The sequence below is a fragment of the Micromonospora sp. HM134 genome, from assembly GCF_007833915.1.
Taxonomy (GTDB): domain Bacteria; phylum Actinomycetota; class Actinomycetes; order Mycobacteriales; family Micromonosporaceae; genus Micromonospora; species Micromonospora wenchangensis.
Genome location: NZ_CP041061.1, coordinates 1,947,618 through 1,973,170 on the forward strand (window position 1 = coordinate 1,947,618; position 25,553 = coordinate 1,973,170).

Consider the following 25,553-nt stretch of genomic DNA (forward strand, 5'->3'; position numbering starts at 1 on the left):
CCGGCCGGTCAGTCGACGGCGTCGACCTCCAGGAGCAGCGCCTGCTCCGGGTGCAGGGCCGGCAGGTGCAGGCCCACCGTGGCCAGCACCGAGCCGGGCAGCGTCACGGCGGGCAGCCAGCCCGGTCCGGTGATCTGCATGGTCTCCGGCTCCGGCACCCCCTCGGCGGGGCGGACGGCGTACCGGCGGGCCGGGTCGAGGCCGGGCAGGCGGACCGGGCCGGGGGTCTGCGTGACGGAGGTGGCCAGCCGGGACACCGCGTACACGGCGCGGGAGCGGTCGTGGGCGACGACACCGTGCGCCTGCACGGCCGGGTCCGGGTGGTCGAACCGCACCACCCGCCCGCTGTGCAGCAGCGGCCGGAGCCGCTTGTGCAGGGCCACCCAGGCGGTCAGCTCGGCCCGCTCGGCGGGGTCGATCGCGACGATGTCCCATTCGATGCCGTGGTGGCCGAAGAGCGCGGTGACCGCCCGGAAGCCCAGGGTGTGCACCCGGCCGGTGGTGTGCGAGCGCCCGGGGCCGATGTGCGTGCCGATCAGCTCCGGGGGCAGCAGCAGGCCGGTCCAGCGTTGGATGGACAGCCGTTCCAGGGCGTCGTTGGTGTCGCTGGCCCAGACCCGGTCGGTGTGGCGCAGGATCTCCAGGTCGACCCGGGCCCCGCCGGACGAGCAACTCTCGATCTCCAGGTGCGGGTGCCGGGCGCGCAGCTCGTCGAGGAGCCGGTAGGCCGCCACGGTCTGCGCGTGCACCCCGGGCCGGCCGGCGTGCCCCGCCTCGGTGAGGTCCCGGTTGTGGTCCCACTTGAGGTAGCTGATCCCGGGGTGCCCGGTCAGCAGCGAGTCGAGCCGGTCGAGCAGGTGGGCGTACGCCGCCGGGTTGGCCAGGTCCAGCACCTGCTGGTGCCGCCACGGCAGGGGCAGCCGGCCGGGCGCGCTGAGTACCCAGTCGGGGTGGGCGCGGAACAGGTCGGAGTCGGGGTTGACCATCTCCGGCTCGACCCAGAGCCCGAACTGCATGCCGTGCCCGCGCACGTGGCCGACGAGCGGTCCCAGGCCGGCCGGCCAGACGTCGGCGTCGACCTGCCAGTCGCCCAGGCCCGCCCGGTCGTGCCGGCGGCCGGTGAACCAGCCGTCGTCGAGGACGAACCGTTCCACGCCCACCTCGGCGGCCCGGTCGGCGAGGGTGCGCAGCCGGTCCAGGTCGTGGTCGAAGTAGACGGCCTCCCACACGTTGAGGGTGACCGGGCGCGGCGTGCGGGGGTGGCCCGGCCGGGCCCGCAGGTGGGTGTGCAGCAGGTCGCTGAGCCCGTCCAGCCCGGCGGTGGAGTGCACCGCGTAGAGCAGCGGGGTGGTGTACTCCTCGCCGGTGCCGAGGACGATCTCCCCGGGGGCGAGCAGTTCCCCGCCGCCCAGGGTGGACTCGCCGGTGGGGCGGCGTTCGGCGACGGTCACGTGGTCGCCGCTCCACGCGGTGTGCACCGCCCACACCTCGCCGTGGCCGAAGCCGAACCCGGCGGTGCCGGCGACGAGCAGCAGGGTGGCGTCGTGCCCGGTGCGGCCGTGCCGGCCCTCGCGCACCCACGCGCCGTGCTGCCACGGGTGCCGCTGCGGCGCACGTTCGCGGCACCACCGCCCGGTCAGGTCGAGCAGTTCGGTGGCGACCGCCGGCACCGGCAGCACCGGCGTCAGCTCGCGTACCTCGTAGGGGTGGTCGGCGTCGTTGCGCAGCCGGTGCCGCACGGTCAGCACCCCGACCGGGTCGAGGGTGATCTCGACGGTCAGGGTCAACCCCACGCCCGGGTCCGTCGCCCGCACGGTCACCCGCGCCGCGCCGTCCGGGTCGTCGACATCGAGGCTGTCGGGCCGGAAGGCGGTGGACCAGTCCCGGCCGGCGCGGTGACCGGCGAGTCCGGGCCGGCCGCTCCAGCCGGCGCTCGCCTCGGGCAGCAGGGACAGCACGGTCGGCGCGTCGAAGCTGCTCGGCACCACCGGCGGCACGGTGGCGTCGAGCAGGGCCGGCAGGTCGTCGGCGGGCACCGGGCCGAGGTCGGTGCCCCAGTGCACGATCCGGGGCAGCCCCGGGCCGCAGGCGTCGAGCACCAGGCTGGTGTGGCCCCGGCGCAGGTGGATCACGGTCGGATCGGTCATGGCGCTCATCTCCGGTGCGGGCGCGTCGGCGTCCGTCACCGTGGGTGAGGTCGCCGGGCGTCAGTACCGCGCGAGAGCGGTATGCCTGTGGGTCATGTTCATGCCTGTCAGGAATACCGCTCCCGCGCGCATGTGTGGGTGGGCGGGTGCGGTGACCTCAGCCCTTGGACGCTCCCAGGGTCAGGCCCTTGACGAACTGCTTCTGCAACAGGAAGAAGATCACCAGGGTGGGGATGGCGACCAGCACCGAGCCGGCCGACACCAGGTTGTTGTCGGTGAAGAACTCGCCGCGCAGGTTGTTCAGCGAGCTGGTGACCGGGAACTTGTCGCCGGTGCGCATCAGCACGGTGGCCCAGAAGAACTCGTTGTAGATCCAGGTCACCTCCAGGGTGGCCAGGGCCGCCAGCGCCGGCCGGCACAGCGGCATGGTCACCTGCCAGTACTGCCGCCAGATGCTCGCCCCGTCCACCATGGCCGCCTCGTAGAGGTCGCGGGGCAGCGCCTTCATGTAGTTGCTGAGCACGAAGACGCAGAAGCCGCACTGGAAGGCCACGTTGACCAGGATCAGCCCCCAGTAGCTGTCGTAGAGCAGCTCCGAGTCGCTCATGAACTCGGGCAGCGGCACCTCGGTGAAGATCCGGAACAGCGGGATCAGCAGCGACTGCTGGGGCAGCAGGTTGGCGGCGGTGAACAGCCCGAGCAGGACGATGTTGAGCTTCCAGCTGAACCGGGCGATCACGAACGCCACGCACGAGGCGAGGAACAGGGTCAGCAGCACCGCCGGGACGGTGATGTAGACCGAGTTGAGGAAGTGCTTGCCGAATTCGGCGGTCTGCCAGGCGGTGACGTAGTTGTCGAACGTCCACCCGCCGAACGAGACGTACCCGTTGGCGGCGGTGTAGGCGTACGAGCGCAGCGAGGTCAGCACCGCCCAGAGGATCGGGAACAGCCAACCGACCGCGACCGCGCCGAGGAACAGGTGCAGCACCACCCGGGCGGGGCGCAGCGGCCGGCGGCGCGGTGCCGGCTTGGCCGTCGGCGTCGACGCCGGCGGTCGGGTCACGGTCGACGCGCTCATCGCCGGTCCTCCCTCATGACGACGGCCAGGTAGATGGTGATGAAGACCAGCGAGACCGCCAGCATGATCGTCGCCAGGGCGGAGCCGAAGCCGATCCGGCTGGCCTCGCCGACGACGTTCTGGGTCACCAGGGCGGAGATCAGCTCCAACCCGTTGCGGCCCTTGTTGATCACCCAGACCAGGTCGAACGCGCGCAGCGACTCGATCACGGTCACCACCAGCACGATGATGTTGATGGGCCGCAGCACCGGGAAGATCACCCGGAAGAAGGTGCTGGTCTCCGACGCGCCGTCGACCGAGGCGGCCTCCCGCAGCGACGGGTCGACGCCCTTGAGCCCGGCCAGGTAGAGCAGCATGATGTAGCCGACGTGCCGCCACCCGGCCGCCACCAGCACCGCCCAGATGTTGACGTCCGGGTCGCCGTACCAGTCGGTCTGGCCGCCCAGGACGGCGTTGAGCAACCCCTGGTCGCGGGAGTAGATGAGCTGCCAGACGAAGCCGATCAGCGCCAGCGAGAGCACCACGGGCAGGTAGAGCGCGGTCTGGTAGAACCGGCTGCCCCGGATCTCCTTGTCGAGCAGCACGGCGAGGAACATCCCGAACGGGGTGGCGACCACGAACAGCGCGGCCAGCCAGAGCAGGTTGTTCTGCAACGCCGGCACGAACGGCGGGTAGATGTTGACCACGTCGGAGTAGTTCCGGCCGCCGACCCAGTCGATCTCGCCGAGCGGGCCGATGCCGTCCCAGTCGGTGCCGGAGAGTGCCACGGTGGCCAGTGCGGGCAGCCAGACCAGGGCGACCACCAGCAACAGCGGTACGAGCACCATCAGCGTGATCACCACGCGGTCGGTGCGGGACAGGAGCCGTAGCCGCCGGCCGCGACCACCCGGGGAGGTGGTGGTCGTGGCCGGCGACGGCACGGCGTGATCCGCCTGGATCAGGGGCAGGTCGGACACGACGGTCCTCCCCCTCTCGCCGTCAGCTGGTGAAGATCGACTTCTTCTGGTTCTCGATGCTGTTGACCAGCCCGTCGATGTCCTTGGGGTTCTTGATGAACTGCTGGAGCGCCGGGATGATCACGGTGGAGGCGAAGTCCGGCCGGGTGTCCCGGTCGAGGAACTGGGCGATCTCGGTGGCCGAGCCGACCAGTTCGGCGGCCTTCTTCTGTAGGGCCGTGTAGCCGCTGGTGTCCGCGCCGCTGTTGGCGACCAGCGTGGTCGGGTCGTTCTTCACCGTGATGTCGGCGGCCTCCTTGGAGCCGACGAACTCCAGCAGCTTCTTGGCGTTGGCCTCGGCCTTCGGCTTGCGGGCCAGCATGTAGCCGTCGATCGGCGCGTCCAGGGCCTTGGCCCCGATGGCCGGGTCGATCTCGGGGAAGGTGAAGAAGTCGATGTCGTCCTGCTCGTCGTTGCCGAACTGCTGGGCGACGAAGAGGCCGAGCAGGTACATGCCGCTCTTCTTCTGCTGCAACGACTGGGCGGCCTCCTGCCAGGTGCGGCCCAGGCTGTCCGGCTGGTGCAGCGGGAGCAGCCCGGCCCAGGTGTCGAAGACCTTCTTGACCTTGTCGGAGGTCCACGCCTCCTTGCCCGCCATCAGGTCGATGTGGAACTGGTAGCCGTTGATCCGCAGGTTGAGGATGTCGAAGGTGCCCATCGCCGGCCAGCCGTCCTTGTCGGCGAACGCGATCGGGGTGAGCCCGTCCTTCTTCATCTGCGCGCTGAGGGTGGTGAGCTGGTCGAGCGTGGTCGGCACCTGGTAGCCGTACTGCTTCCAGACCGACTTACGGTAGAAGACCGCCCACGGGTAGTACGACGACGGTACGAAGTACTGCTTGCCGTCGTCCCCGGTGGACGCCTTCTTGAACGCGTCGGAGTAGCCGGAGAGCTTGCCCCACAGGTCGCTGATGTCGCCGGCCAGTCCCTTGGCGGCGAAGAAGCGCATCCGGTAGCCGGCGAACCACATGAACACGTCGTCCGGCTTGCCCTGGAGGTAGTTGTTGATGTTCTCCTGGTAGGTGTTGTGGTCCACCGTGTTGATCTTGGTGGTGATGCCGGACGAGGTCTTGAACCCGTCCATCACCTTGGCGATGACCCCCTTGGGCTGCGGGTCGGACTGGTTGGAGCCGACCGACACCTCCTTGCTGTCGCTGCCCGAGTCGGAGTCGGAGCCGCAGCCGGCGAGCAGCCCGGTGCCGAGCAGCGCGCCCGCGCCGACCCCGGTGAGCAGGGAACGTCGTCCGATGCCGGCGACGGAGGACGGTACGAGCCGGGCGAGATACTCGGCTTCGGTGCGGGGACGGGACATGGTGCCTCCTGCGGATGAAGAGGTGCGCTGCGCCCGAGGGCCGTCAGTGGTGGTGGGGGAGGGGCTGTTCGGGAATGCCAACATAGATCCACCGAGAACGAACATTGGCGAACACAAACTCCCGGTGGCGCTTGAAGCTACCCGTCCGTACGCGCCTGTCAAGAGGGCAGCTCCGGATCGGTATCGCCGGAGCCGTGCGCGATCCTGGGGGTAAACGTTGGAAAGCGGGCCGGTGTTGGAAAGTGTTGACTTGATCGACCGCTAGGGGCACGCTCTGCTCTCATGCGGCAACACGGCAGCTGGCAGGGCGACGGAATCTACTTCGGCGCCGACTACAACCCCGAGCAGTGGCCCGAGCAGGTCTGGGCCGACGACGTCGCGCTCATGCGTCGGGCCGGCGTCAACCTCGTCTCGGTCGGAATCTTCTCCTGGGCTCTGCTCGAACCGTCCCCCGGTCGGTACGAGTTCGGCTGGCTCGACCGCGCCCTCGACGTCCTGCACGCCGGAGGCATCCACGTCGACCTGGCCACCGCCACCGCCAGCCCGCCCCCGTGGCTGGCCCACCGGCACCCCGAGACGCTGCCGCGTGGCGTCGACGGCGCCGTGCGGTGGCCCGGCGGGCGGCAGGCGTACTGCCCCAGTTCGCCGATCTTCCGGGAGCGCTCGCTCGCCCTGGTCGAGACGGTCGCCGACCGGTACGCCGACCACCCCGCCGTGGTCATGTGGCACGTCTCCAACGAGCTGGGCTGCCACAACGTGCACTGCTACTGCGACGTCAGCGCCGAGGCGTTCCGGGGCTGGCTGCGCGAGCGCTACGGCGACCTCGACCGGCTCAACGACGCCTGGGGCACCGCCTTCTGGAGCCAGCACTACCACGACTGGGCCGAGATCAACCCGCCCCGGGCGACGCTGACCATCGCCAACCCCACCCAGCAGCTCGACTTCCTGCGCTTCTCCTCCGACGAGCAGCGGGCCCAGTTGCGCGCCGAGCGGGAGGTGCTCAAGCGGCGGGTCCGGCAGCCGGTCACCACCAACTTCATGATCGGCATGGCCAAGCACATGGACTACCACTCGTGGACGTCCGACGTGGACCTGGTCGCCAACGACCACTACCTCATGGCCACCGACCCGTACGCCCACCTCGGCCTGTCGTTCGCCGCCGACCAGACCCGCAGCGTCGCCGGCGGCGACCCGTGGCTGCTGATGGAACACTCCACCAGCGCGGTCAACTGGCAGCCCCGCAACGTCGCCAAGACCCCCGGCCAACTCCGCCGCAACAGCCTCACCCACGTGGCGCGCGGCGCCGACGGGGTGTTGTTCTTCCAGTGGCGGGCCTCCCGGGCCGGCGCGGAGAAGTACCACTCCGCCCTGGTCCCGCACGCCGGCGCCGACACCAAGGTCTTCGACGAGGTCTGCCGGCTCGGCGCGGACCTCGCCGCCCTGGCCGAGGTGCGCGGCAGCCGGGTCGAGGCCGAGGTGGCGATCCTGTTCGACTGGGAGGCGTGGTGGGGCGTCGAACTGGACTCCCACCCCAGCGTCGACGTCACCTACCCCGACCGGATGCGGGCGCTCTACGACGCGCTGTGGCGGGCCGGGGTCACCGCCGACGTGGTGCACCCGTCGACCGACCTGTCCGGCTACCGGCTGGTCCTCGTCCCCACCCTCTACCTGGTCCGTGACGCCGACGCCGAGGCGCTGCGCCGGTACGTCGCCGCAGGCGGGACGGCGCTGGTGACGTACTTCAGCGGGATCGTCGACGAGCACGACCACATCCGACTCGGCGGCTACCCGGGGGCGTTCCGGGAGTTGCTCGGGGTGCGTACCGAAGAGTTCTTCCCGCTGTTGGCCGGCGAGCGCGTCACCCTCGACGACGGCTCCACCGCCGACGTGTGGACCGAGTGGCTGCACCCGGCCGGCGCGGAGGTCGTCGCGTCCTACGAGGACGGTCCGCTGCCGGGCGTGCCCGCGCTGACCCGGCACCGGGTCGGCGACGGCAGCGCCTGGTACCTGGCCACCCGGCTCGACGAGGCGGCCACCGACGCCCTGGTGGGCCGGCTGCTCACCGAGGCCGGGGCACGCCCGCCGGTCGCCGCCCCGACCGGCGTCGAGGTGGTCCGCCGCCGCGCCGACGACCGGTCCTGGCTGTTCGTGGTCAACCACACCGACGCCGAGGCGACCCTCGACGTGACCGGCACCGACCTGCTCACCGGGCAGCCCTGCGACGGCACGCTGCGGGTACCGGCCGGCGAGGTGGCCGTGGTCCGGGAGGAGCCGGCCGTGAGCGGGGCGGTCCCAGCGGGTGAACCGTCCCCGGCCGCAGCGGCCTGACCTGCGTACCGTTCCCTCGTCCGCGCGGTTGGGAGGTTCGATGCTCGCTCAGCAACGGCAGAACGCCATCCTGGAGCTGATCCGGCAGCGCGGCGGGGTGCGGGTCAGCCACCTGGTCAGCCGGTTCGGCGTCTCCGACATGACGATCCGCCGCGACCTGGAGGTGCTCGCCGAACGGGGGCTGGTCGACAAGGTGCACGGCGGGGCGACCCTGGCCGGCCCCGGGTCCGCCGAGGAACCCGGGTTCGCCGCGAAGTCGATCCGCCAGCAGGACGAGAAACGGGCCATCGCCGGCCGGGCCGCCCGGATGGTCGAGCCGGGGATGGCCGTCGCGCTGTCGGCCGGCACCACCACCGCCGCGCTGGCCACCCTGCTCGGCGACGTACCCGGGCTGACCGTGGTGACCAACTCGATCCCGGTCGCCGACGCGCTCTACCAGAACCCGCGCGTCGATCAGACGGTGGTGCTGACCGGCGGCATCCGTACCCCGTCGGACGCGCTGACCGGGCCGGTGGCCGAGGCGGCGATCCGTACCCTGAACGTGGATCTGCTCTTTCTCGGCGTGCACGGGATGAGCCCGCGCACCGGGTTCACCACCCCCAACCTGCTGGAGGCGGCGGTCAACAAGCGGCTGATCGGGGCCGCCCGGCACCTGGTGGTGCTGGCCGACCACACCAAGTGGGAGACGATCGGCATCGCCACCATCGCCCCGCTGGCCGAGGCCGACCTGCTGATCACCGACGCCGGTCTGCCGCCGGACGGCCGGCAGCAGATCGGCGAACAGGTCGGTGAGCTGGTCGTCGTCGAGGTCGACTGACCCCGGCTCACCGGTCGGGGTCGCACGGCCCGTCGTGCCCGGCCCGCGCCCGGCAGCGCCGCCGGTCGGCCGTGATCCGGTCACAGAACACCCACCGTCGTACGTGCTGGGCGTCCTCGGCGGAGACCGTGGCACCGGCGATCTCGACGCCCGGAACCGACGCCAGCGAACGGGCCAGCGTGTACGCGAAGCGCAACGCCCGATCCCGGTCCGTGGCGGTGACGGGCAGGTGCACCACGTACCGGGGACCGTCGTCCCGGCCGGCCACCCTCTCGACGGCGGCCACCGGCAGCGGCGCGAGGACCGGGTCCGGGTCGGGCGCTGCCGGCGGGTTCACCACAGGGACCGGTTGGCCTGGGCGCTGCGCCGGTCCCGCAGCAACCGTTTGAGCTTCGTGTTCTCCTCGGTCAGCCGGGTCACCTCCTGATGCAGGCTGGCCAGTTCCAGCGCGAGCCGGTGCAGGAACCGGCGTACCTCCCGGGGGTCGAGCCCACGACGACCGAAGCCGGCGGTGGCGAACTGGTGGTCACGGACCAGAAGCGGATGCAGCCGGGCCGACAGGGTGCCGTCGGGGCGGGCGTCGCGGGTCATCGGTCGCCTCCTGATGGGTGCTGGATGGGGCGGCCCTGACGGCGGGGAATGTCCGGGCAGGGCCGCCCCCGCCCGGCGACCGCAGCCTCATTCGGCGGGTACGGCCACCGGGCTGCCGGTGGATGTGCTGGTGTCGCGCGCTACGGGGTCGCGGTGACCCACGCCGCCGTGATAGGTATTCAACAAGTCGGTCGGAGCCGGCAGAAGAACGCGAGTGCGGCTCCACGTAGAGGCCCGACGAGATCCGGTATGCGGTTGCCACCCGCGAAGCCGTCTCTCGTCACCTTCTCGGCTGTCGGCACAGCCGCGGTTACTGCGCTTGCACCGGGCGTCCCCGGGGGCCGGTGATCACCCTCACCCGAAGGCCACATTTCCAGTGGGCTGGAACTGGAGCAACGGTTCCTTCGCGGGCCTCGTCAACTTTTTTCGAGAGGTGGATCATGCCGCACAAGCCGTTCATACGGACCCTGCGCGCGCAGTGGCTCGGCCAACAACTCCGCGCCCTACGGGAAGAACGCGGAATGACCTTGAAACTCGTCTCGGAGCACCTGCAACGCGACATGTCGGCGCTCGGCCGCTACGAGCGGGCGGACTGGCCGATCCGCAAGGGCGACGTCGTCGCGTTGCTCGACCTCTACGGTTTCCATCACGCCGCCGAGCGGGCCCGCCTGCTGGCGCTGGCCGAGGACGTGTGGCGCACCGACCGCTGGGACGAGGACTACGGCGACGTCGTCGACTCGTCCTTCATCGAGTACCCGTGGCTGGAGGGCCGCGCCGAGCACATCGGTTCGTACAACACGATGCTGCTGCCCGGTCTGTTGCAGACCCGGGCCTATGCCGAAGCGGTGATCCGCAACGCGGAGGAGCCCGGTGTTCCTGACGCGACGGTGGCACGGTGGGTGGAGTTGCGCACCGAGCGGCAGAAGGTACTGGATGGAAAGACGAAGGTCGGTGCGGTGCTGGATGAGAGCGTCCTACGCCGACTGGTTGGTGGGCCCTCGACAATGCGCGCACAGCTTGAACATCTTCTCGAACTGGCACCTCGACGGAACGTGGAGATCTTGGTGTTGCCCTCCACGAAGGCCCTTCACGCGGGCATGGACGGTGCGTTCACGGTCTTCACATTGCCGAAGCCCTATCCGGCAGTTGCCTATGTGGAGAACCTGGCCGGCCGACTCTATGTGGAAGCGCCAAGATCAATGAATTTCGTTCGCGTATACGATCGGCTGAGAGCGGCTGCGCTGAGCACCGGCGAGTCGGGTCAGTTGATCGTAAGCGTCGTGGAGGGGTTGTCATGAGCGAAAGTCTGCCGGCGGTGGCCTGGCACATCAGCACGAAGAGCAACGACAACGGCGGGAGTTGTGTCGAGGCGGGGCCGCTGCTCGACGGCTCCGGTCGGGTGGCGGTGCGGCACAGCAAGGCCCGTGACGCGGCGACGATCATCTACACGGCTGACGAGTGGACGGCCTTCGTCGGTGGCGTCAAGGGCGGTGAGTTCGACTTCGTCGACGCCTGACTCGCAGCCCTTCGGGCGGGGCGAGGGGTGGCGACGTGGATGTTGCTACCCCTCGTGGCGCTGCGGGCGAGCATGCTCACCTCGCGTCAGAACTTGTTGATTGGAGCGTGGCTATGTAAAGCGCGTGAGGGCCGGGTTGTTCAATCAGGGTCGACCGCGCTTGACGTCGCCATCGCCCCGTAGCAGCGACTTGAATTCATCGCTCTCCACGTAATCCCTAATTGGAGTGGCCAATCTCCAATGCTCGTCGAATCTTGCCTGGAGAAACTCTGCTAATTGCTTTCCGGTCGGCCGGACGCCGCCAAGTTGGGTGTCGGTGTGGTCTGCAAAAAGTAGGTAGGTGATGGTCTTGTCCATAATTGCCATGTTCATGGGCTCCACATTGCCTTGAGTTGGATTGAGGACTCTCACGTAGTATGTGGGGATGCTTCGATCGAGCATTTCCTGCTCCCGGCACCACGATGCAAGTTCTGGGTTGGTCACCTTTATGATGCGTCGCACCGTCCCCTTCTCCTTCGCAAACCTCAGAACCGCGTCGAAGTATTGCTCCGCGGCCTTGCCGAAGTCTTTCGTTGGCTTGTTGTTCCTGAAGTATGTAGCGCAGATCTGGTGCTGGGATCGCTTCACGGCACGTGCGGCCGACTCGTAGAACTCTCGCGCGGAAGGATAGTGCTTCTCCGGAGGGTCGTCGAGGGAGCGCACCTCGATGCGGAGGTCGCGGATCTGCTTGAGGATGAAGAACGCACTTGCGAAAACTGCGGCAGTCAGGCCTTTGTCGAGGACAGGGTAGATGTCTTTAAAGAATGCAAGAAGGAAGCAGGCGAGGAGGAAGGCGAGTAGGGCCCACTCCTCTATGACCTCAGACTTGCGTTCGTATAGCTTCACGTCGGATGCCCCAAGCGTCGATCAAGATTGTTTGATCAATGTGTATGCGAAGAGGTGTCAGCATACCGATCGGCAGCAAGTCGTGGTGCGCCCGCATGCGGCGATCTGCGCATCCCGGGCCGACACAGCCGATGCCCACCGCCAGTTGGGTGTGAGCAGGTCGGCGTGCACGACGGCTTGGTCGAAGCTGGTGAATAGTCGTGGGCATGAAACGACGTGTCCCCGGCGATGCGACACCGCACCGATGACGACGACTGGACGATCCTCGTGCAGCTTCAACCCGATGTCATGCAAGAGCGCAGTCGACGACAGGTTCAGGCCTGATCAGGGGCTTCCGGATCGCCGAAAGTGGGAGGCCTTTTGTGGCCGATGGTGGATCAAGTGCGCGGCGGCTTCCGGAGCGATTGCCCCGCCAGCCGTTTGTGGAAGGGGTGTTGCATGGCGGCGTGAGCGGGCGGGCCCAGGTAGGTTTGCCTCCGGGGTGGCCGTGGACGCCGGGATCGTTCCGATCAGGATGCCACCGAGGGCGTGCCACGGCCGGCCGGGTACATCAGCACCCCCCGGGCGGAGCCCGCCGCCGGGGGAAGGCGGCGAACGCGTCGGCCTGGCCCTACGCGGTGGGAATCTTGCAGTGTCTCGGTGGGCACGATCATTCCTGTGGTGGCTGACCTGTCGAGGCTGTGGTCAACACGACAGAGGTGGAGCCCACTCAGAAGTGCAGGACCCCCGTCGGTGGGTGGTCGATGGGTTCACTGCCGTCGGGTCTCAGGAGCGCTTCTTCATCGCCCAGATCACATAGACGGCGCAGATGATCAGCATGACGGCGGCGACGGCGACCCAGGCCCAGCGGGCGAAGGGCTCATCGGCCACGATCGCGCGGATGCCGGCCAGGACGGCGAACAACAGCGGGCCCAAGCCGAACCACTCAGAGTGGTCGGAGAAGGTCAGCTCCTTCAGTTCCTGCCGCATGTGGTCAGCCTAGCCGGTTGGACCGGACCGGCCGGGAGCCGCCTGGTGGACCTGTCATCCGGTGGGCCCCTGGTGCAGCGCCCGGCTGGCCTCGATGTGGGGGACGTGTTCGATGGCCCAGCCGGCGAGGGCCAGCGCGGGCGGGATGAGGCTCTTGCCGGTGGGGGTCAGCGCGTACTCCACCCGGGGCGGGACCTCCGCGTACGCCGTGCGCGACACCAGACCGTCGTGCTCCAGGTGGCGCAGGGTCAGCGTCAACATGCGCTGGGAGATGCCGGGGATCTGCTGGTGCAGCTCGGTGAACCGCAGCGCGCCCCCGTCGAGGGTCGCCACGATCAGCAGCGTCCATTTGTTGCAGATCCGGTCGAGGATCGCCCGGATCGTCCGGCCGCCGTCGCCCCGGATCATGCAGGTGTGTTCGTACTGCGACATGACCACCCCCTGTGCCTTACGCACACCCGTGTGCCTTTTGTAAGCCCTCCGATAGTGACACATGATGTGGCTAGTTCCTTCCCGTAACCATCGCGTTCAGAGCTGGAGGGCCCGTCATGACACTCGCCTACTGGATCGTCGCCGCCCTGTTGGCCGTCTTCTATCTCTACGCCGGGGGCAAGAAGGTCACCCAGAGCCAGGAGCAGCTCCGGCCGATGATGGGCTGGGTCGACCGCGTACCCATGCCGTTGGTCCGGACCATCGGGGTGCTGGAGGTTCTCGGCGCGGCCGGCCTGGTCCTGCCGCCGCTGACCGGGATCGCGCCCTGGCTCGCGGTCGCGGCGGCCGTCGGGCTCGTCCTGATCCAGGTCGGCGGCATCACGGTGCACCTGTCCCGGGGTGAGATCCGCCAGATCGGTCTCAACATCGTCCTGCTGGTGACCCCCGCCGTCGCCACCTGGCTGGCCACCACCTGGGTCTGAACCGGACGGGGGGTCATCCGCTGGCCGACGCACCGCCGGCACCGGGCAGAATGCCGGGATGACACTCGACAGGTCCGGGGAGTTGTGGCGCGGGGAGAACGTCGACGACCTCGCCGACTACCTCCGCTACTTCGCAGCGGGCGGCTACCCGGTGGACACGGTGGTGGAGTCCCGGTGCGCCGGGTGCGACGGCCGTGCCTTCCGCGTCGACATCGACGAGGAGGAGGCGACCCGGCGGACCTGCCTCGCCTGCGGCGCGGTCGCCTTCATCGGTGACAGCGCCGACTACTGGGTCGAGGCCGGTCACGAGTCCTGCTCCTGCCCCTGCGGGGGTGAGGAGTTCGCCGTCGCGGTCGGCTACGCGCTCCACGCCGACGGCGAGGTGCGCTGGCTCAGCGTCGGCCTGCGGTGCCTCGACGACGGCACCCTCGGCGTCTACGCCGACACGAAGATCGACTACCTCCCGTCACGCCACCTCCTCGACCAGGCGTGAGGCGGGCGGCCCGTCGAGGGCACGGAGCAGCGCCGGTAGGCCACCGTGCACGAGGGGAAGACCGCCCAACTCGCTGAGCCCGACCCAGGCGAGGTCGTCATGCTCGTGGGGCGCACGGTTGGTGGGGGAGCCGAGCCAGGCTCCGACGTGCCACACACCGACGTGTACGGCGTCCTCGCCGCTGCCGGACCGCAGGTCGCCCAGCGGGGAGCAGGACTCCGCGACGATCTCGACGCCCACCTCCTCGCGCAACTCACGGGCGAGGGCCTGTCGTTCGGACTCGCCCATTTCGACGTGACCCCCGGGCAGATCCCACAGATCCGGGTACGCCCGGCGGGCCGGACTGCGGTGCACCAGCAGGACCGCGTCGTTCACCACGAGCGCCCCGCAGACGACGATGTGCATGCCGGCATTCGAGCACAGGGGTCGGACAGTCGGGCCATGGCCGGGTCCGGTCGTACGAAATTCGGTGTCGTCGGCGTCGCAACGCCCGGTATACCGGGCAGATGCGTGAAGAGGTGCTTCCCGGCGGTAACACCACGGGTGCCATGTTGATCGATGGTGTCGTACACAAGCGGGCGTCGCGGTGGACGACCACCGTGCACGCGGTGCTGCGACATCTGGAGGATGCCGGGTTCGACGCCGCTCCCCGCGCCCTCGGCTTCGACGACCAGGGCCGCGAGATGCTCAGCTATCTGCCGGGGGAGACGATCGGCGGCCGGGAGCCCTGGCCCGACTGGGCGACGGACGACGCGATGCTGGTCCAGGTCGGCCGGTGGCTGCGCCGGGTCCACGACCTGACCGCCGGCTTCACGCCGCCGCCGGACGAGTGCTGGTTCGTCGGCCGCACGATGGGCCCCGGGCTGGTCGTCGGGCACCAGGACGCGTCCCCCTACAACGCGGTGGTGGACGGTGACCGGCTGGTCGGGTTCTGCGACTGGGACACCGCCGGCCCGTCGTCGCGGGACTGGGACCTGGCGTTCTCCGCGCTGACCTGGGTGCCGCTGGCCTCACCGCGCGACGGCAGCCCGTTGAGCGACGACGACCTGCGCGAGCGGGCCCGCCGGCTGCGCCTGCTGCTCGACGCGTACGGCTACGAGGGCGACCGGGGTGGGTTCGCCGCCGCCGTGCCGCAGCGGGCCCGGCGGCAGGCGGACGTGATCCGTCACCTGGCCGACGCCGGGGATGCTGCGGCGACGGCTTTGCTGCCCGTCGCGGCGCTCCTCGAACGGTCCGCGACCGACGTCGAAGCCCTTCCGGCCAGCTTCTGGATGCGGTGATCGACGCCCGTCACCGGCCGGGAGCCTGGTCGCGGCGGCGGGCGGCGGCTGCGGCCACGGTGGCCAGGTCTTCGCCGGAGAAGCCGGCGCGGCTCAGCACCGCCAGGGACTTGTTCGTCGCCAGCGTGCACAACGCCCACTCGGCGGCCTCCCGTTCGCCCGCCCCCGCCGCCAGCATCGCCTGTTCCAGCATCGCCCGCAGGCCGTCGATCACGGCGCGGACCATCGCCCGGCCCTCCGCGTCGAGGGCCGGGAACTGCGTTGCCGACACGGTGACCAGGCAGCCGTCCGGCACGGTCGGGTCGGCGATGCGGTTCAGGGTGACCTGGAGGAAGGCGGCCGTCACGGCGCCCGGGTCCGGGTGGGGGCCGCGTAGCGCCTGGTCGTACAGCGGGTGGTAGGTCTGTGTGTAGAGCTGGAGGCTGCTGCGGAAGAGGGCGCTCTTGTCGCCGAAGGTGCCGTAGAGCGAGCTGCGGCCGAGGCCGGTGCCCTCGGTGAGGCGGTCGATGGAGGCCTCCGACCAGCCCCAGCGCCAGAAGACGTGCATGGCGCGTCGTAGCGCCTCGTCCACGTCGAACTGCTTGCGGCCCGCCATGTTCGTCAGCATACCTATCTTGTATCGATCGTTCCAAGATGGGTATGGTCGCCGGCATGACAACCCTGAGTTCGCTGCGGCTGCCCGACGGCTTCACCGACGTCTTCACCAGCCGGCTCGTCGAGCTGGACGGGCTGCGGCTGCACGCCGTCACCGGCGGGGACGGCCCGCCGCTGCTGCTGGTCGGCGGCTGGCCGCAGACCTGGTACGCCTGGCGGAAGGTGATGCCCGCGCTCGCCCGTACGCACACCGTCGTCGCCGTCGACCAGCGCGGGACCGGCCTCTCCGACAAACCCGACGACGGGTACGACGCCGGCACGCTCGCCGCCGACCTGGTCGCCCTGATGACCGCACTCGGGCACGACCGGTTCGACGTCGTCGGCCACGACATCGGCATGTGGACCGGGTACGCCCTCGCCGCCGACCACCCCGGGCGGGTGGGCCGGCTCGCCGTCGTCGACGCGATCATCCCGGGCCTCACGCCGACCCCGTCGTTCTTCAGCCCGGCCGAGGTCAGCCAGCGGTTCTGGCACTTCGGCTTCAACCGGCTCGACGACCTCAGCGAGGCGCTGGTCCGGGGCCGGGAGCGGCTGTTCTTCGGCTACCAGTTCGCCACGAAGGCCGCCACCCCGACCACCATCCCCGCGTACGCCGTCGACGTCTACGTCGACGCGATCGTCGCGGACCCGCACGGGCTACGGGCCAGCTTCGGCTACTACCGGGCGCTGGACGCGACGATCGCGCAGAACGAACAGCGCGCGAAGACCCGGCTGACGCTGCCGGTGCTCGCCATCGGCGGCGCGCTCTACAGTGGCGCGCTGGTCGCCCGGACGATGCGCCTGGCCGCCGACGACGTCACCGAGGCGGTCATCGACGACTGCGGCCACTACGCCGCCGAGGAGCAGCCGGCCCGGTTCACCGAGATCCTGACCGGCTTCCTCGGTGGCGGGCCGGCGTCGGCCGTGCCGCACGGCTGAGGACGGCCCCCTGCCGGGTCAGGAGTGGGTCCGCTCCGAGGGGACCGGGGTGGTGAAGAAGTCGGCGAGCGCGTCGACCAGGTGCTGCGGGGCCCGGTTGAGCGCGTCGTGACCGGCGCGCGGCACCACCAGCGTGCGGGCGTGCGGCAGCGCCCCGGCCAGCGCCTCGTTGATCGGCCGGTAGTAGGGCGGACCGCTGCCGCCGCAGGCCAACAGCACCTCGGCGGTGACGCCGGCCCACCGCTGCGGCGGGCTGTCGTGGTGCTGGATCAGCGCGCTCTCGTCCAGGGTGGTCGGCAGCAGTTCGCCCATGCCGCGCCCGATCGGCGTACGCAGGAACAGCCGGCAGATGGCCACCTGGATGGCCAGTGGCAGGCGCGACGTGGCCGACTGGGTGTTGAGGCCGGCCCCGGTGATCGCCATGGCGCGGGCGATGTCGCCCGCGTGTGCCGCCGCGCGGGCGGCGGGCACCCAGTCGAGCGGGAACAGACCGTTGACCTGCACCGCCGGGTCGTAGAGGGCGAGCCGGTCGATCGGCAGCCCCCGGGCGGCGGCGCGCAGGGCCACGAAGCCGCCGCCGCTGTGGCCGAGCACGTTGCCGACCCCGGTGGCGGCCAGCAGCGCGGCGAGGTCGTCGACGTCCTGCTCGCCGTCGTAGGGCTCGGCGCGGGCCGCCGCGTCGTCCCGCCCGCGACGGTTGTAGAGGTGCACGGTGAACCGGTCGGCCAGCCGCAGGGCCAACCGGCGGTAGATGCCGATGGTGACGCCGCCGCCGTGCACCACGATGATGCCCGGCCCGCTGCCGGTGGAGTGGAGCACGATCTCGGCGTCGTCGGCCGCCGGTACCCGCTGCACGGTCCAGTGCTGTTCCATCTCGTCCTCCCCGACATCAAAACCGCGAACGGTGTTCGCAGTTTTAGAGTGTAGCGGTGACCTCACCCGACGAGCCAGCGCGTCCGCCGATCTGGTCCCGGCCGGCCCGGGGGCAGCGCGGTCCCGCGCCTTCGCACTCCCGGGACGAGATCGTGGCCGCCGCGATCGCGGTTGCCGACGCCGACGGCATCGGCGCGGTCTCCATGCGGGCGGTCGCCGCCGCGCTGCACACCGGCGCCGGCTCGCTCTACCGCTACCTGTCCTCCCGCGACGACCTGCTCGACCTGATGGTCGACCGGGCGGCGGGGGAGCTGCGCCCCTACCCGGAGGCCGGCGGCGACTGGCTCGACACCATGCTGCGTCTCGCGAGGCGGCAGCTCGACCTCTACCGGCGGCACCCCTGGCTGGTGGCGGTCCTGCCCCGGCCGACCGCCCCCGGCCCGCAGAGCCTGGCCTGGTTCGACCACTGCCTGGCCGTCCTGCGGCCGGTGCCGGCCGCGACCACCACCAAGTTCGAGGCGATCGCCATGATGACCGGGGTGACGTCGCTGTTCGCCCGGCAGGAGTCCGCCGCGCCGCCGGTCGGCTTCGCCGGCATCGACCTGGCGGCATACCCGAACCTGGTCGCCGCCGTCACCGACCCGTCACCGTCCGCGCCCCGCGACCTCTTCGCGACGACGGTACGCAGCGTCCTGCGCGGACTGCTCGTCGACGACGCCGGGTGAGGCAACCTCCACAAGGTGACCTGCGCCTTTTTCTCGACATGCAATTCGAGCAATGTGCCGGCGAGCCGGTTCGGTAATGGCGGACCGGCGAATCCCCATTTCGGGAATCCTGTTTACTTTCGTAGTGGCACGACGATGAGCGGTGGGCTCCGGCCGGACGATCGGGGGAAGGGGTGGTGATCGATGCCATGGTTGAACGGCTATTGCAATCTCCCGCCCGCATCCGGATACTTGGAAGAAGTATTCACATCTACGAATGGATTAACGTATGAGTCGTCTCCGTCGTGATCACCGTGCCCTCGTGGCGGGAATCGGAGCCACCCTTCTCGCGCTGAGTCTTCTGGTGTGGCCGGCCGCCGGTGCCACGGCGCAACTGGAAACTCCCGACCGGAATGACACGAAAGTGGGTGTCAACGCCAACTACTATCAGCTCAAGAATCCGGACTCCGGATTGTGTCTGACCCTCTACAACGGCAACGCATTCGATGGGGCACCGCTGGTCGTCATGCCATGCGCCCAGGGCGGGAAGCCCATGAGCTGGGCTTTCAGTGCTGGGAACGCCGGTAATCTCTCCACCCAGGCCGATCCGAGTCGATGCGCCGATGTCCTGAACGGCGTGACCGCCGACGGAACTTCCGTGCTCGACTGGTCCTGCGGTTCCATCAACCCCAACCAACAGTGGACCCTCACCAATGGTGGCAGACTACTGAGCGGTCTGTCGGGCGGGTGGTGTCTCTCCATCTACGGGGACAACCCGACGCCTGGGACGATCGTCGTCCTGATGTCGTGCCTGAATGAGGGTGGAAGCGCCTCTCCCTCCCCCGCCCCCTCTTCGTCTCCGTCTCCGTCTCCGAGTGGGGCGGGCGATTACGCGAAGTGGGTTATCAGCTAGTGCCATGACATGAACGTTCGCGGTGCCGGGCCAGGTGGCTCGGGTGGCGGGCCGGCCATGGACGTGGACGACGTGCCGCCGATGTGGCGATACCCGAGGTCGGGTATGCCGCCAAATCGGCGGGACGTGGTGAATCAAGCAGGCGAGGTCTCAGGGTGTCGTCGCTACCGGCCGGTTGGCTCGTCTACGGTCCATGGGTGACACCTCCGCAGGTCGAGACGCCGTCCACGTCGCACCGACCCGGCCGGGCGGCGGGCAGGCCGTCCATGGTCGCGCTGGTGCTGCTGACCGGGGTGGGGCCGTTCGCCACCGACGCGTACATCGCCGCCCTGCCCGAACTGCGGCGCTCCCTGGACACCAGCGCCACCATGGCGCAGCTGACCCTGACCGCGTTCATCGTCGGCATGGCCGCCGGTCAGCTCCTGCTCGGCCCGGTCAGCGACATCCGGGGCCGGCGCGGCATCGTCCTGGCGAGCACCGTGGCGTTCGCGTTGCTGTCGCTGCTCTGCGCCGCCGCCCCGACCGCCGGGGTGCTGGTGCTCGCCCGGCTCGGGCAGGGGATCGCGGCCGGCACCGGGGTGGCGCTCGGCCGGGCGATGGTGACCGACGCGTGGCAGGGCGACCAGGCCGCCGCCCGGTTCGGCAGCATCGCCTCGGTGACCTTCCTCGGCCCGGTGCTGGCACCGGCGGTCGGCGGGGTGATCCTCGACCACGGCATCTGGCGTACCGTCTTCCTCGCCCTCACCGGGCTGGGGGCGGCGATGGCGGTGGCCGCGCTGGTCGGCCTGCCGGAGACGCTGCCCGCGCACCGCCGGCACGACGGCGGCCCGCGTGCGGCGCTGTCGCGGATGGCCGGGCTGCTGCGCGACCGGACGGTGCTCACCAACCTGATCGTGCTGTGCCTGGCCATCGCCGGCTTCTTCACCTACATCGGCGGCTCGTCGTTCGTCTTCCAGACCGCCTACCGGGTGGACGAGTCCCGCTACACCCTCATCTTCGCCACCAACGCCACCGGCATGGCCGCCGCCGGGCTGCTGTTCCGGGTGCTGGTCAAGCGGCTCGGCGCCGGCCGGCTGCGGGCCGCCGGGCTCGCCGCGTCCACGGTGGCCACCCTCGCGCTGCTGGTCGTCGCCCTGGTGGACCGGGGGGCCGGGTGGCCGCTGGCCGTGCCGTGGACGCTGCTCGCCGTGGTGGTCGCCGGCATGGGCCTGACCCTGCCGGCCAGCACCGCGCTGGCGCAGGAGGCCGGCCGGCGTTCCGCCGGCACCACCGCCGCGCTCCAGGGTGGTCTGGGTTTCCTCGCCGGCGCGCTGGTCACGCCACTCACCGGTCTCCTCGGGTACGCCACCCTGCTGCCCATGGCCTCGGCCATGGCGGTCTTCTTCGTGGCGGCCTGCGTGGTGCTGGTGCTGCTGGCCCGCCCCGGTGTGCCCTTTCAGCCACTTCACAGTCCTGGCGGTTAGGGTGCGCCGGGTAACCGTGCGTGCTCCACGGTGGAGTACGCCGACCGTGAAGCGGGAGTTCCGATGGTCTTCAAGAAGATGCTGAGCGCGTTCGGGGTCGGCGGGCCCAGCGTCGACACCGTCCTGGCCAACCCGAACACCCGGCCCGGCCTGACCCTCGACGGCAACGTGAACCTGATCGGCGGGGACGCCCCCGCCAACATCGAGCAGATCGGCATCGGCCTGGTCACCCGGGTCGAGATCGAGGGCGGCGACAGCGAGTACGCGGGCGTCATGGAGTTCCACCGGATGGTGGTCAGCGGCCCGCTCCAGCTCGCCCCCAAGCAGCAGCTCGCCATCCCGTTCCAGTTCCCGGTGCCGTGGGAGACCCCGATCACCGACGTCTACGGTCAGCGCCTGCACGGCATGACCATGGGCCTGCGGACCGAGCTGGCCATCGCCCGCGCCGTCGACAAGAGCGACCTCGACCAGGTCAACGTGCACCCGCTGCCGGTGCACGAGCACATCCTCGGCGCGTTCCAGCAGCTCGGCTTCCGGTTCAAGCACGCCGACCTGGAGCGGGGCCACATCCGGGGCTCGCAGCAGACGCTGCCGTTCTACCAGGAGATCGAGTTCGTCGCCGCGCCCCAGTACGCGCAGGCCATCTCCGAGGTGGAGCTGACCTTCGTGACCAGCCCGCACGGGGTCGAGGTGGTGCTGGAGTGCGACAAGCGGGGCGGCTTCCTCAGCTCCGGGCACGACGTGTTCGGCAGGTACACCGTGTCGCACGGCGACGTCGACCGGGTCGACTGGGTCCGGGTCGTCGACGGCTGGCTGCGCGAGACCACCTCGACGTACGGCAACCTGCGGGCCTCGTCCGGCTTCGGCGCGCCCACCCACGGCTACCCGACGCACGGCCACGGTCACGGCCACCACGGCCGGGGGCCGGGGATGGGTGGCGTGGTGGCCGGCGCGGCGCTCGGTGTCGCCGGCGGCCTGGTCGCCGGTGAGCTGCTCGACGACGCCTTCGAGGGCGACGACGACGGTGGCGACTTCGGCGGCGACTTCGAGTGACAGGCGTTCCGGTCCGGCACGGGTGCTGACCGGCACGCACGACGATGGCCCCCGGGCGGAATCCCGGGGGCCATCGTGCTCAGCAGCTCACGCTGCTCGGGTCAGCCGTGTCAGCGACGACCCTTGCGCTCGGCGCCGGAACGCCGTGCCGAACCCGCCTTCGCCAGGCCCCGGCTCACCAGGTAGGCGCCGGTCAGGGCGGTCAGGAACCACCACGCCTGCGTCGGGTTGTTGATGTTCAGGCCGTTCGTGGTGGTACCGCGCCAGAAGGCGGAGATCACCACGACCGCGACTGCGGCGGCGTAGACCCAGAACTCGGTGGTCAGGAACGACTGCTTGGTCTCCGTACCCGGAGACGGCATCGGTTCCCGGTGCCCGTCGTGCATCGCCGGCATCTGCCGGGTCTGCTCGTTCATCATGGCGTTGCGCTGGGCGGTGTCCTGCATCGGCCGGTTCATGGGCCTGGTGGATGCAGCCTGCGTGCTCATCTGGTCCTCCTCAGGATTTGATGAGTACCTGCAACTCCCTCGCCCCGCTACCGCGGTCGGCCACGGCACGGTTCACCTGCTGTGGCGGGGGCACCCTGGGTCTACCCCCCGACCCTGAGCAGGTAACACCGGCCTCCGGCCGAAAATCCGCCGCCCGCCGGGTCCGCGCCGCGGTGCCCCGACCGTGGTACGCCGGCGGGGCCGGACCCGGGCGGCGGTGTTTGGTGGTCCGGCCCCCGGGCACGCAGTGGGTTCCGCCGAGACCCTGTGAGGTGAGGAACGTGCGCGACGACGACAGGATGCGGGAGTCCACCCGTCAGGCCGAGGAACGGCTCACCGCCGGGGCGTACGGTCCCGGAGCCCTCGACGAGGTGACGGTGCCCCAGATCGACGTGACCCGGGCACTGCAGGAGGACGACCCGGACGACGTGGCCGACGTGCCGGTCGACCCGGAGGTGCTGCGCGACGGCGGTCCCACCCGGGGTCAGGGCGCGCTGACCACCACCGGAGGCACGGCCGGGCCGGCCAGCGTCCGACGGGTGGCCCGGCAGCCCGAACGGCACCCGGGCACGGTGGCCCCGACCACCACCGGCGACGCCACCACCGGCGGCCTGAGCACCCCGACCGGCGGCCCGGTCAGCGACCAGTCCGCCAGCGCCGTCGAGATCGGCGACTTCTCCGACGACTGAACCGGCCCGCCCGGCCACCGCCGGGCGGACGTGTCCCGCCCGGCGGTGGTGTGTCGCCGCCGGGCGGGACCGGGTCGGACGGTCAGCCGGCGGGGCGCAGCACGCCCAGACGTCGGGTGGCGCGGGTCAGCGCGACGTACAGGTCGCTGCGCCCCCGGGGTGACTCGGCGACGATCCCGTCCGGGTCCACCACCAGCACCGAGTCGAACTCCAGCCCCTTGGCCTGGCCGACGGTCAGCAGCACCACCCGGCTCTCCAACTCGGGCTGCTCGCCGACGGCCGCCTCCGGCAACGCGGCCAGCAGGACGCCCGCCAACTCGTCGGCCCGCCCGGCCGGCACGATCACCCCGAGCCGCCCCCCGCCGTCGCCGGGGCGGCCGTCCGCGTCGCCGTCGGCCAGCTCGGCGGCCTCCGCGCGGGCCGCGGCGACCAGTTCCGCGTCCAGCCGGTCCGCCCCGACCGTCCGGTCCCACGGCGGCACCCCGCTGTGGCGTACCGACCGGGGTGGGCGCAGCTCCGGGTCGATCCCGGCGAGCACCTCGGCGGCCACCGCCATGATCTCGGCCGGGGTGCGGTAGCTGACGGTCAGCTCCTCCAGCCGCCACCGCCGCGCCACGTACGGCTCCAGCGCCTCGGCCCAGGACGGCGTGCCGGCCAACGCGCCGGTCTGCGCCACGTCCCCGACGATCGTCATCGACCGGCTCGGGCACCGGCGCATCAGCAACCGCCAGGCCATCGGCGTCAACTCCTGCGCCTCGTCCACGATGACGTGCCCGAACGCCCAGCGTCGGTCGGCGGCGGCCCGCTGCGCGGTGGTCAGCCGGTCGGCCTCCTCCTGCCGTTCCAGCAGCCGGTCGGCGTCGATCAGGTCGGTGACGCCGAGGATCTCACCACCGTCGGCCTCGTCCTCCACGTCGATCGAGCGGGAACCCCGGGCGATCTCCAGCACGCCCTCGGCGTACTCGCGTTGGAAGGACCGGACGCGTTCCCGGCGGGCGGCGGCGGCCCGCTCGTCCTCGCCGAGCAGCTCCGCGGCCTCGTCGAGCAGCGGCACGTCGGCCGGCGTCCAGCCACCGCCGGCCGGGCGGTACAGCAGGGCCCGCTCGTCGTCGGTGAGCATCGGCGCGGCGGCGGCGATCCGCTCCGGCGCGGCGTACAGGTCGGCGAGCAGCCGTTGCGGGGTGAGCACCGGCCACAGCTCGTCCAGGACGGCGGTGATCTCCGGTTCCTCGCGCAGCTCCCGACGGATCTCGGCCCGGTCCGCCTCCTCCAGCAGGTTCTCCCCGCCGAGCGGGTCCGCCCCGATCCGCTCGGCCACCTGCTCGGCGAGAGCGTGCACGATCTCGATGTCGAACAGGGCGCGGGCCAGGTTGTGCGGACGCTCGGTACGCCGGACCCGGTCGCGGGCCTCGCGTACCGTCTCCGGGTCCAGCCGGAGCACCTCGCGCTGGGGCAGTTCGATCTCGATCGGCTCGTCCGGCACCCACTGCCGGTCCCGGACGGCGGCGGCGAGCACCTCGGCCAGCACCGCCCGTCCCTTGAGGGCGGCGGTCCGGGCCGGTTCGGCGCGCCGGGCACTGACCCCGGGGAACAGGTCGCCGGGGGTGCTGAGCAGCACACCCGTCTCGGCAAGCGCCGGCAGCACCTGCGAGATGTACCGCAGGAACGTCGCGTTCGGGCCGACCAGCAGCACACCCCGGGTGGAGAGCTGCTGCCGGTGGGTGTAGAGCAGGTACGCGGCGCGGTGCAGCGCGACGGCCGTCTTTCCGGTGCCGGGACCGCCCTGCACGACCAGCACCCCGGGCAGGTCGGCCCGGATGATCCGGTCCTGCTCGGCCTGGATGGTCTCCACGATGTCCCGCATCCGGCCGGTCCGGCCGGCACCGAGCGCGGCGAGCAGCGACGCCTCACCGGTCAGTTCCTCGTGACCGGTGGGGGAGGCGGTCGCGATGTCCAGCACCTCGTCGTTGAGGCCGGTGACCTTCCGCTCCCGGGTGCGCAGGTGCCGCCGCATCCGGATGCCCTGCGGGTTGGCGGCGGTGGCGAGGTAGAACGGCCGGGCGGCGGGGGCACGCCAGTCCATCAGCAGCGGGTGGTAGTCGCCGTCGGTGTCGAAGATGCCGATCCGGCCGATGTAGTGCCGGCTGCCGTCGGCCCCGTCGAGCCGGCCGAAGGCCAGCCCCTGCTCGACCGCCGAGAACTGCTCGACCTGGTCGGCGTACATCTGGACGGCGCTGTCGCGTTGGGAGCGGTCCTGCTGGGTGCCGCCGCCACCGGCGCGCAGCTCGTCGGTGAGCCGTCGGGCGGCCTGCTCACGCATGCCGTCCAGCCGGCCGTAGAGCATCGACACGTACTCCTGCTCGCGGCCGATCTCGTCGTCGTGTTGTCGCAGCTCGTCCGGGTGCGTTGACAAGCCGTCTCCTCGTCGCTTAGAATCACGCATGGAATGGCTCTTGAGTCATTCCTTTTTGCATTT

At 70.7% G+C, this 25,553-nt stretch carries 27 protein-coding genes; 13 read left to right on the forward strand and 14 right to left on the reverse strand.

The window, feature by feature from the left end; translation table 11 throughout:
* Positions 1–8: 8 nt before the first annotated feature.
* The 4 genes from FJK98_RS08935 to FJK98_RS08950 all read right to left on the reverse strand — a co-directional run bounded on the left by FJK98_RS08935 (position 9) and on the right by FJK98_RS08950 (position 5,529).
* The gene (locus FJK98_RS08935) at positions 9–2,147 is read right to left on the reverse strand and encodes an alpha-galactosidase (protein ID WP_145918598.1); all 2,139 of its coding nucleotides are present in this window, start codon (positions 2,145–2,147) and stop codon (positions 9–11) included.
* Between the two features lie 157 nt (positions 2,148–2,304).
* Positions 2,305–3,225 carry a carbohydrate ABC transporter permease gene (locus FJK98_RS08940; protein WP_088642203.1) on the reverse strand — a complete coding sequence of 307 codons (921 nt, stop codon included), beginning with the start codon at positions 3,223–3,225 and terminating at the stop codon, positions 2,305–2,307.
* Positions 3,222–4,181 (reverse strand): carbohydrate ABC transporter permease, encoded by a 960-nt coding sequence (locus FJK98_RS08945; protein WP_145918599.1) that lies wholly within the window; start codon positions 4,179–4,181, stop codon positions 3,222–3,224. The genes FJK98_RS08940 and FJK98_RS08945 overlap by 4 nt, the downstream gene beginning before the upstream one ends.
* 22 nt (positions 4,182–4,203) lie before the next feature.
* Positions 4,204–5,529: an ABC transporter substrate-binding protein gene (locus tag FJK98_RS08950; protein WP_145918600.1), complete on the reverse strand. Its 1,326-nt coding sequence runs from the start codon at positions 5,527–5,529 to the stop codon at positions 4,204–4,206.
* A 282-nt stretch (positions 5,530–5,811) separates the two neighbouring features.
* Between FJK98_RS08950 and FJK98_RS08955 the strand changes: the two genes are divergently transcribed.
* Complete coding sequence (locus tag FJK98_RS08955) at positions 5,812–7,857, forward strand: beta-galactosidase (RefSeq protein ID WP_145918601.1); 2,046 nt, start codon at positions 5,812–5,814, stop codon at positions 7,855–7,857.
* A gap of 40 nt (positions 7,858–7,897) precedes the next feature.
* The gene (locus FJK98_RS08960) at positions 7,898–8,674 is read left to right on the forward strand and encodes a DeoR/GlpR family DNA-binding transcription regulator (RefSeq protein ID WP_145918602.1); all 777 of its coding nucleotides are present in this window, start codon (positions 7,898–7,900) and stop codon (positions 8,672–8,674) included.
* Positions 8,675–8,681: 7 nt separating this feature from the next.
* On the opposite strand, the gene FJK98_RS08965 is transcribed toward FJK98_RS08960, so the two are convergent.
* Both FJK98_RS08965 and FJK98_RS08970 read right to left on the reverse strand, forming a co-directional pair.
* A complete protein-coding gene (locus tag FJK98_RS08965; RefSeq protein WP_370517021.1) occupies positions 8,682–9,011 on the reverse strand; it encodes a hypothetical protein in 330 nt (109 codons plus the stop codon).
* Complete coding sequence (locus FJK98_RS08970; protein WP_145918603.1) at positions 9,008–9,265, reverse strand: DivIVA domain-containing protein; 258 nt, start codon at positions 9,263–9,265, stop codon at positions 9,008–9,010. The genes FJK98_RS08965 and FJK98_RS08970 overlap by 4 nt, the downstream gene beginning before the upstream one ends.
* Before the next feature lie 440 nt (positions 9,266–9,705).
* Between FJK98_RS08970 and FJK98_RS08975 the strand changes: the two genes are divergently transcribed.
* Both FJK98_RS08975 and FJK98_RS08980 read left to right on the forward strand, forming a co-directional pair.
* Positions 9,706–10,563 (forward strand): helix-turn-helix transcriptional regulator, encoded by an 858-nt coding sequence (locus tag FJK98_RS08975; RefSeq protein WP_145918604.1) that lies wholly within the window; start codon positions 9,706–9,708, stop codon positions 10,561–10,563.
* Positions 10,560–10,781 carry a DUF397 domain-containing protein gene (locus FJK98_RS08980; RefSeq protein WP_145918605.1) on the forward strand — a complete coding sequence of 74 codons (222 nt, stop codon included), beginning with the start codon at positions 10,560–10,562 and terminating at the stop codon, positions 10,779–10,781. Before FJK98_RS08975 ends, FJK98_RS08980 begins: the two co-directional genes overlap by 4 nt.
* A 144-nt stretch (positions 10,782–10,925) precedes the next feature.
* Here FJK98_RS08980 and FJK98_RS08985 read toward each other — a convergent pair whose 3' ends face one another.
* From FJK98_RS08985 to FJK98_RS08995, 3 genes are all read right to left on the reverse strand, one after another.
* Entirely contained in the window at positions 10,926–11,666 is a 741-nt protein-coding gene (locus FJK98_RS08985) for a hypothetical protein (protein ID WP_145918606.1), read from the reverse strand.
* Positions 11,667–12,431: 765 nt separating this feature from the next.
* Positions 12,432–12,635: a hypothetical protein gene (locus tag FJK98_RS08990; RefSeq protein WP_145918607.1), complete on the reverse strand. Its 204-nt coding sequence runs from the start codon at positions 12,633–12,635 to the stop codon at positions 12,432–12,434.
* 54 nt (positions 12,636–12,689) lie between these two features.
* Entirely contained in the window at positions 12,690–13,067 is a 378-nt protein-coding gene (locus FJK98_RS08995) for a helix-turn-helix domain-containing protein (RefSeq protein ID WP_145918608.1), read from the reverse strand.
* Between the two features lie 116 nt (positions 13,068–13,183).
* On the opposite strand from FJK98_RS08995, the gene FJK98_RS09000 reads away from it, so the two are divergent.
* Complete coding sequence (locus FJK98_RS09000) at positions 13,184–13,549, forward strand: DoxX family protein (RefSeq protein ID WP_145918609.1); 366 nt, start codon at positions 13,184–13,186, stop codon at positions 13,547–13,549.
* A 58-nt stretch (positions 13,550–13,607) separates the two neighbouring features.
* Positions 13,608–14,042, forward strand: coding sequence for a hypothetical protein (locus FJK98_RS09005; RefSeq protein WP_145918610.1), 435 nt, complete (start codon positions 13,608–13,610; stop codon positions 14,040–14,042).
* On the opposite strand, the gene FJK98_RS09010 is transcribed toward FJK98_RS09005, so the two are convergent.
* Positions 14,016–14,447, reverse strand: coding sequence for an NUDIX domain-containing protein (locus FJK98_RS09010; protein ID WP_145918611.1), 432 nt, complete (start codon positions 14,445–14,447; stop codon positions 14,016–14,018). The two genes, FJK98_RS09005 and FJK98_RS09010, sit on opposite strands and share 27 nt — an antisense overlap.
* A gap of 143 nt (positions 14,448–14,590) precedes the next feature.
* Between FJK98_RS09010 and FJK98_RS09015 the strand changes: the two genes are divergently transcribed.
* The gene (locus FJK98_RS09015; RefSeq protein ID WP_240762704.1) at positions 14,591–15,322 is read left to right on the forward strand and encodes a phosphotransferase; all 732 of its coding nucleotides are present in this window, start codon (positions 14,591–14,593) and stop codon (positions 15,320–15,322) included.
* A gap of 10 nt (positions 15,323–15,332) precedes the next feature.
* On the opposite strand, the gene FJK98_RS09020 is transcribed toward FJK98_RS09015, so the two are convergent.
* Positions 15,333–15,917 (reverse strand): TetR/AcrR family transcriptional regulator, encoded by a 585-nt coding sequence (locus tag FJK98_RS09020; RefSeq protein WP_205789407.1) that lies wholly within the window; start codon positions 15,915–15,917, stop codon positions 15,333–15,335.
* Between the two features lie 56 nt (positions 15,918–15,973).
* On the opposite strand from FJK98_RS09020, the gene FJK98_RS09025 reads away from it, so the two are divergent.
* The gene (locus tag FJK98_RS09025) at positions 15,974–16,894 is read left to right on the forward strand and encodes an alpha/beta fold hydrolase (protein ID WP_168222402.1); all 921 of its coding nucleotides are present in this window, start codon (positions 15,974–15,976) and stop codon (positions 16,892–16,894) included.
* 18 nt (positions 16,895–16,912) lie between these two features.
* On the opposite strand, the gene FJK98_RS09030 is transcribed toward FJK98_RS09025, so the two are convergent.
* Positions 16,913–17,767 (reverse strand): alpha/beta fold hydrolase, encoded by an 855-nt coding sequence (locus tag FJK98_RS09030; protein WP_145918613.1) that lies wholly within the window; start codon positions 17,765–17,767, stop codon positions 16,913–16,915.
* Positions 17,768–17,823: 56 nt separating this feature from the next.
* Between FJK98_RS09030 and FJK98_RS09035 the strand changes: the two genes are divergently transcribed.
* From FJK98_RS09035 to FJK98_RS09050, 4 genes are all read left to right on the forward strand, one after another.
* Positions 17,824–18,492 carry a TetR/AcrR family transcriptional regulator gene (locus FJK98_RS09035; RefSeq protein WP_145918614.1) on the forward strand — a complete coding sequence of 223 codons (669 nt, stop codon included), beginning with the start codon at positions 17,824–17,826 and terminating at the stop codon, positions 18,490–18,492.
* A 301-nt stretch (positions 18,493–18,793) separates the two neighbouring features.
* The gene (locus tag FJK98_RS09040; protein WP_168222403.1) at positions 18,794–19,384 is read left to right on the forward strand and encodes an RICIN domain-containing protein; all 591 of its coding nucleotides are present in this window, start codon (positions 18,794–18,796) and stop codon (positions 19,382–19,384) included.
* A gap of 197 nt (positions 19,385–19,581) precedes the next feature.
* Positions 19,582–20,847, forward strand: a complete 1,266-nt coding sequence (locus FJK98_RS09045) for a multidrug effflux MFS transporter (RefSeq protein WP_145918616.1) — start codon at positions 19,582–19,584, stop codon at positions 20,845–20,847.
* A 63-nt stretch (positions 20,848–20,910) separates the two neighbouring features.
* Positions 20,911–21,900, forward strand: coding sequence for a sporulation protein (locus FJK98_RS09050; RefSeq protein ID WP_145918617.1), 990 nt, complete (start codon positions 20,911–20,913; stop codon positions 21,898–21,900).
* A gap of 110 nt (positions 21,901–22,010) precedes the next feature.
* Here FJK98_RS09050 and FJK98_RS09055 read toward each other — a convergent pair whose 3' ends face one another.
* Complete coding sequence (locus tag FJK98_RS09055) at positions 22,011–22,295, reverse strand: hypothetical protein (protein WP_194820728.1); 285 nt, start codon at positions 22,293–22,295, stop codon at positions 22,011–22,013.
* Positions 22,296–22,669: 374 nt separating this feature from the next.
* Here FJK98_RS09055 and FJK98_RS09065 point away from each other — a divergent pair, with 374 nt between their 5' ends.
* Positions 22,670–23,077 (forward strand): hypothetical protein, encoded by a 408-nt coding sequence (locus tag FJK98_RS09065; RefSeq protein WP_145918619.1) that lies wholly within the window; start codon positions 22,670–22,672, stop codon positions 23,075–23,077.
* Between the two features lie 82 nt (positions 23,078–23,159).
* On the opposite strand, the gene FJK98_RS09070 is transcribed toward FJK98_RS09065, so the two are convergent.
* Positions 23,160–25,520, reverse strand: coding sequence for an ATP-binding domain-containing protein (locus FJK98_RS09070; RefSeq protein ID WP_145918620.1), 2,361 nt, complete (start codon positions 25,518–25,520; stop codon positions 23,160–23,162).
* Positions 25,521–25,553: the final 33 nt, after the last annotated feature.

Excerpts from the sequence above, each read along its gene's own strand:
- FJK98_RS08935 (WP_145918598.1), bottom strand. The coding sequence starts at position 2,147 with ATGACCGATCCGACCGTGATCCACCTGCGCCGGGGCCACACCAGCCTG.
- FJK98_RS08940 (WP_088642203.1), bottom strand. The coding sequence starts at position 3,225 with ATGAGCGCGTCGACCGTGACCCGACCGCCGGCGTCGACGCCGACGGCC.
- FJK98_RS08950 (WP_145918600.1), bottom strand. The coding sequence starts at position 5,529 with ATGTCCCGTCCCCGCACCGAAGCCGAGTATCTCGCCCGGCTCGTACCG.
- FJK98_RS08955 (WP_145918601.1), top strand. The coding sequence starts at position 5,812 with ATGCGGCAACACGGCAGCTGGCAGGGCGACGGAATCTACTTCGGCGCC.
- FJK98_RS08960 (WP_145918602.1), top strand. The coding sequence starts at position 7,898 with ATGCTCGCTCAGCAACGGCAGAACGCCATCCTGGAGCTGATCCGGCAG.
- FJK98_RS08970 (WP_145918603.1), bottom strand. The coding sequence starts at position 9,265 with ATGACCCGCGACGCCCGCCCCGACGGCACCCTGTCGGCCCGGCTGCAT.
- FJK98_RS08975 (WP_145918604.1), top strand. The coding sequence starts at position 9,706 with ATGCCGCACAAGCCGTTCATACGGACCCTGCGCGCGCAGTGGCTCGGC.
- FJK98_RS08980 (WP_145918605.1), top strand. The coding sequence starts at position 10,560 with ATGAGCGAAAGTCTGCCGGCGGTGGCCTGGCACATCAGCACGAAGAGC.
- FJK98_RS08990 (WP_145918607.1), bottom strand. The coding sequence starts at position 12,635 with ATGCGGCAGGAACTGAAGGAGCTGACCTTCTCCGACCACTCTGAGTGG.
- FJK98_RS08995 (WP_145918608.1), bottom strand. The coding sequence starts at position 13,067 with ATGTCGCAGTACGAACACACCTGCATGATCCGGGGCGACGGCGGCCGG.
- FJK98_RS09000 (WP_145918609.1), top strand. The coding sequence starts at position 13,184 with ATGACACTCGCCTACTGGATCGTCGCCGCCCTGTTGGCCGTCTTCTAT.
- FJK98_RS09005 (WP_145918610.1), top strand. The coding sequence starts at position 13,608 with ATGACACTCGACAGGTCCGGGGAGTTGTGGCGCGGGGAGAACGTCGAC.
- FJK98_RS09010 (WP_145918611.1), bottom strand. The coding sequence starts at position 14,447 with ATGCACATCGTCGTCTGCGGGGCGCTCGTGGTGAACGACGCGGTCCTG.
- FJK98_RS09015 (WP_240762704.1), top strand. The coding sequence starts at position 14,591 with ATGTTGATCGATGGTGTCGTACACAAGCGGGCGTCGCGGTGGACGACC.
- FJK98_RS09020 (WP_205789407.1), bottom strand. The coding sequence starts at position 15,917 with ATGGCGGGCCGCAAGCAGTTCGACGTGGACGAGGCGCTACGACGCGCC.
- FJK98_RS09025 (WP_168222402.1), top strand. The coding sequence starts at position 15,974 with ATGACAACCCTGAGTTCGCTGCGGCTGCCCGACGGCTTCACCGACGTC.
- FJK98_RS09030 (WP_145918613.1), bottom strand. The coding sequence starts at position 17,767 with ATGGAACAGCACTGGACCGTGCAGCGGGTACCGGCGGCCGACGACGCC.
- FJK98_RS09050 (WP_145918617.1), top strand. The coding sequence starts at position 20,911 with ATGGTCTTCAAGAAGATGCTGAGCGCGTTCGGGGTCGGCGGGCCCAGC.
- FJK98_RS09055 (WP_194820728.1), bottom strand. The coding sequence starts at position 22,295 with ATGCCGGCGATGCACGACGGGCACCGGGAACCGATGCCGTCTCCGGGT.
- FJK98_RS09070 (WP_145918620.1), bottom strand. The coding sequence starts at position 25,520 with ATGCGTGATTCTAAGCGACGAGGAGACGGCTTGTCAACGCACCCGGAC.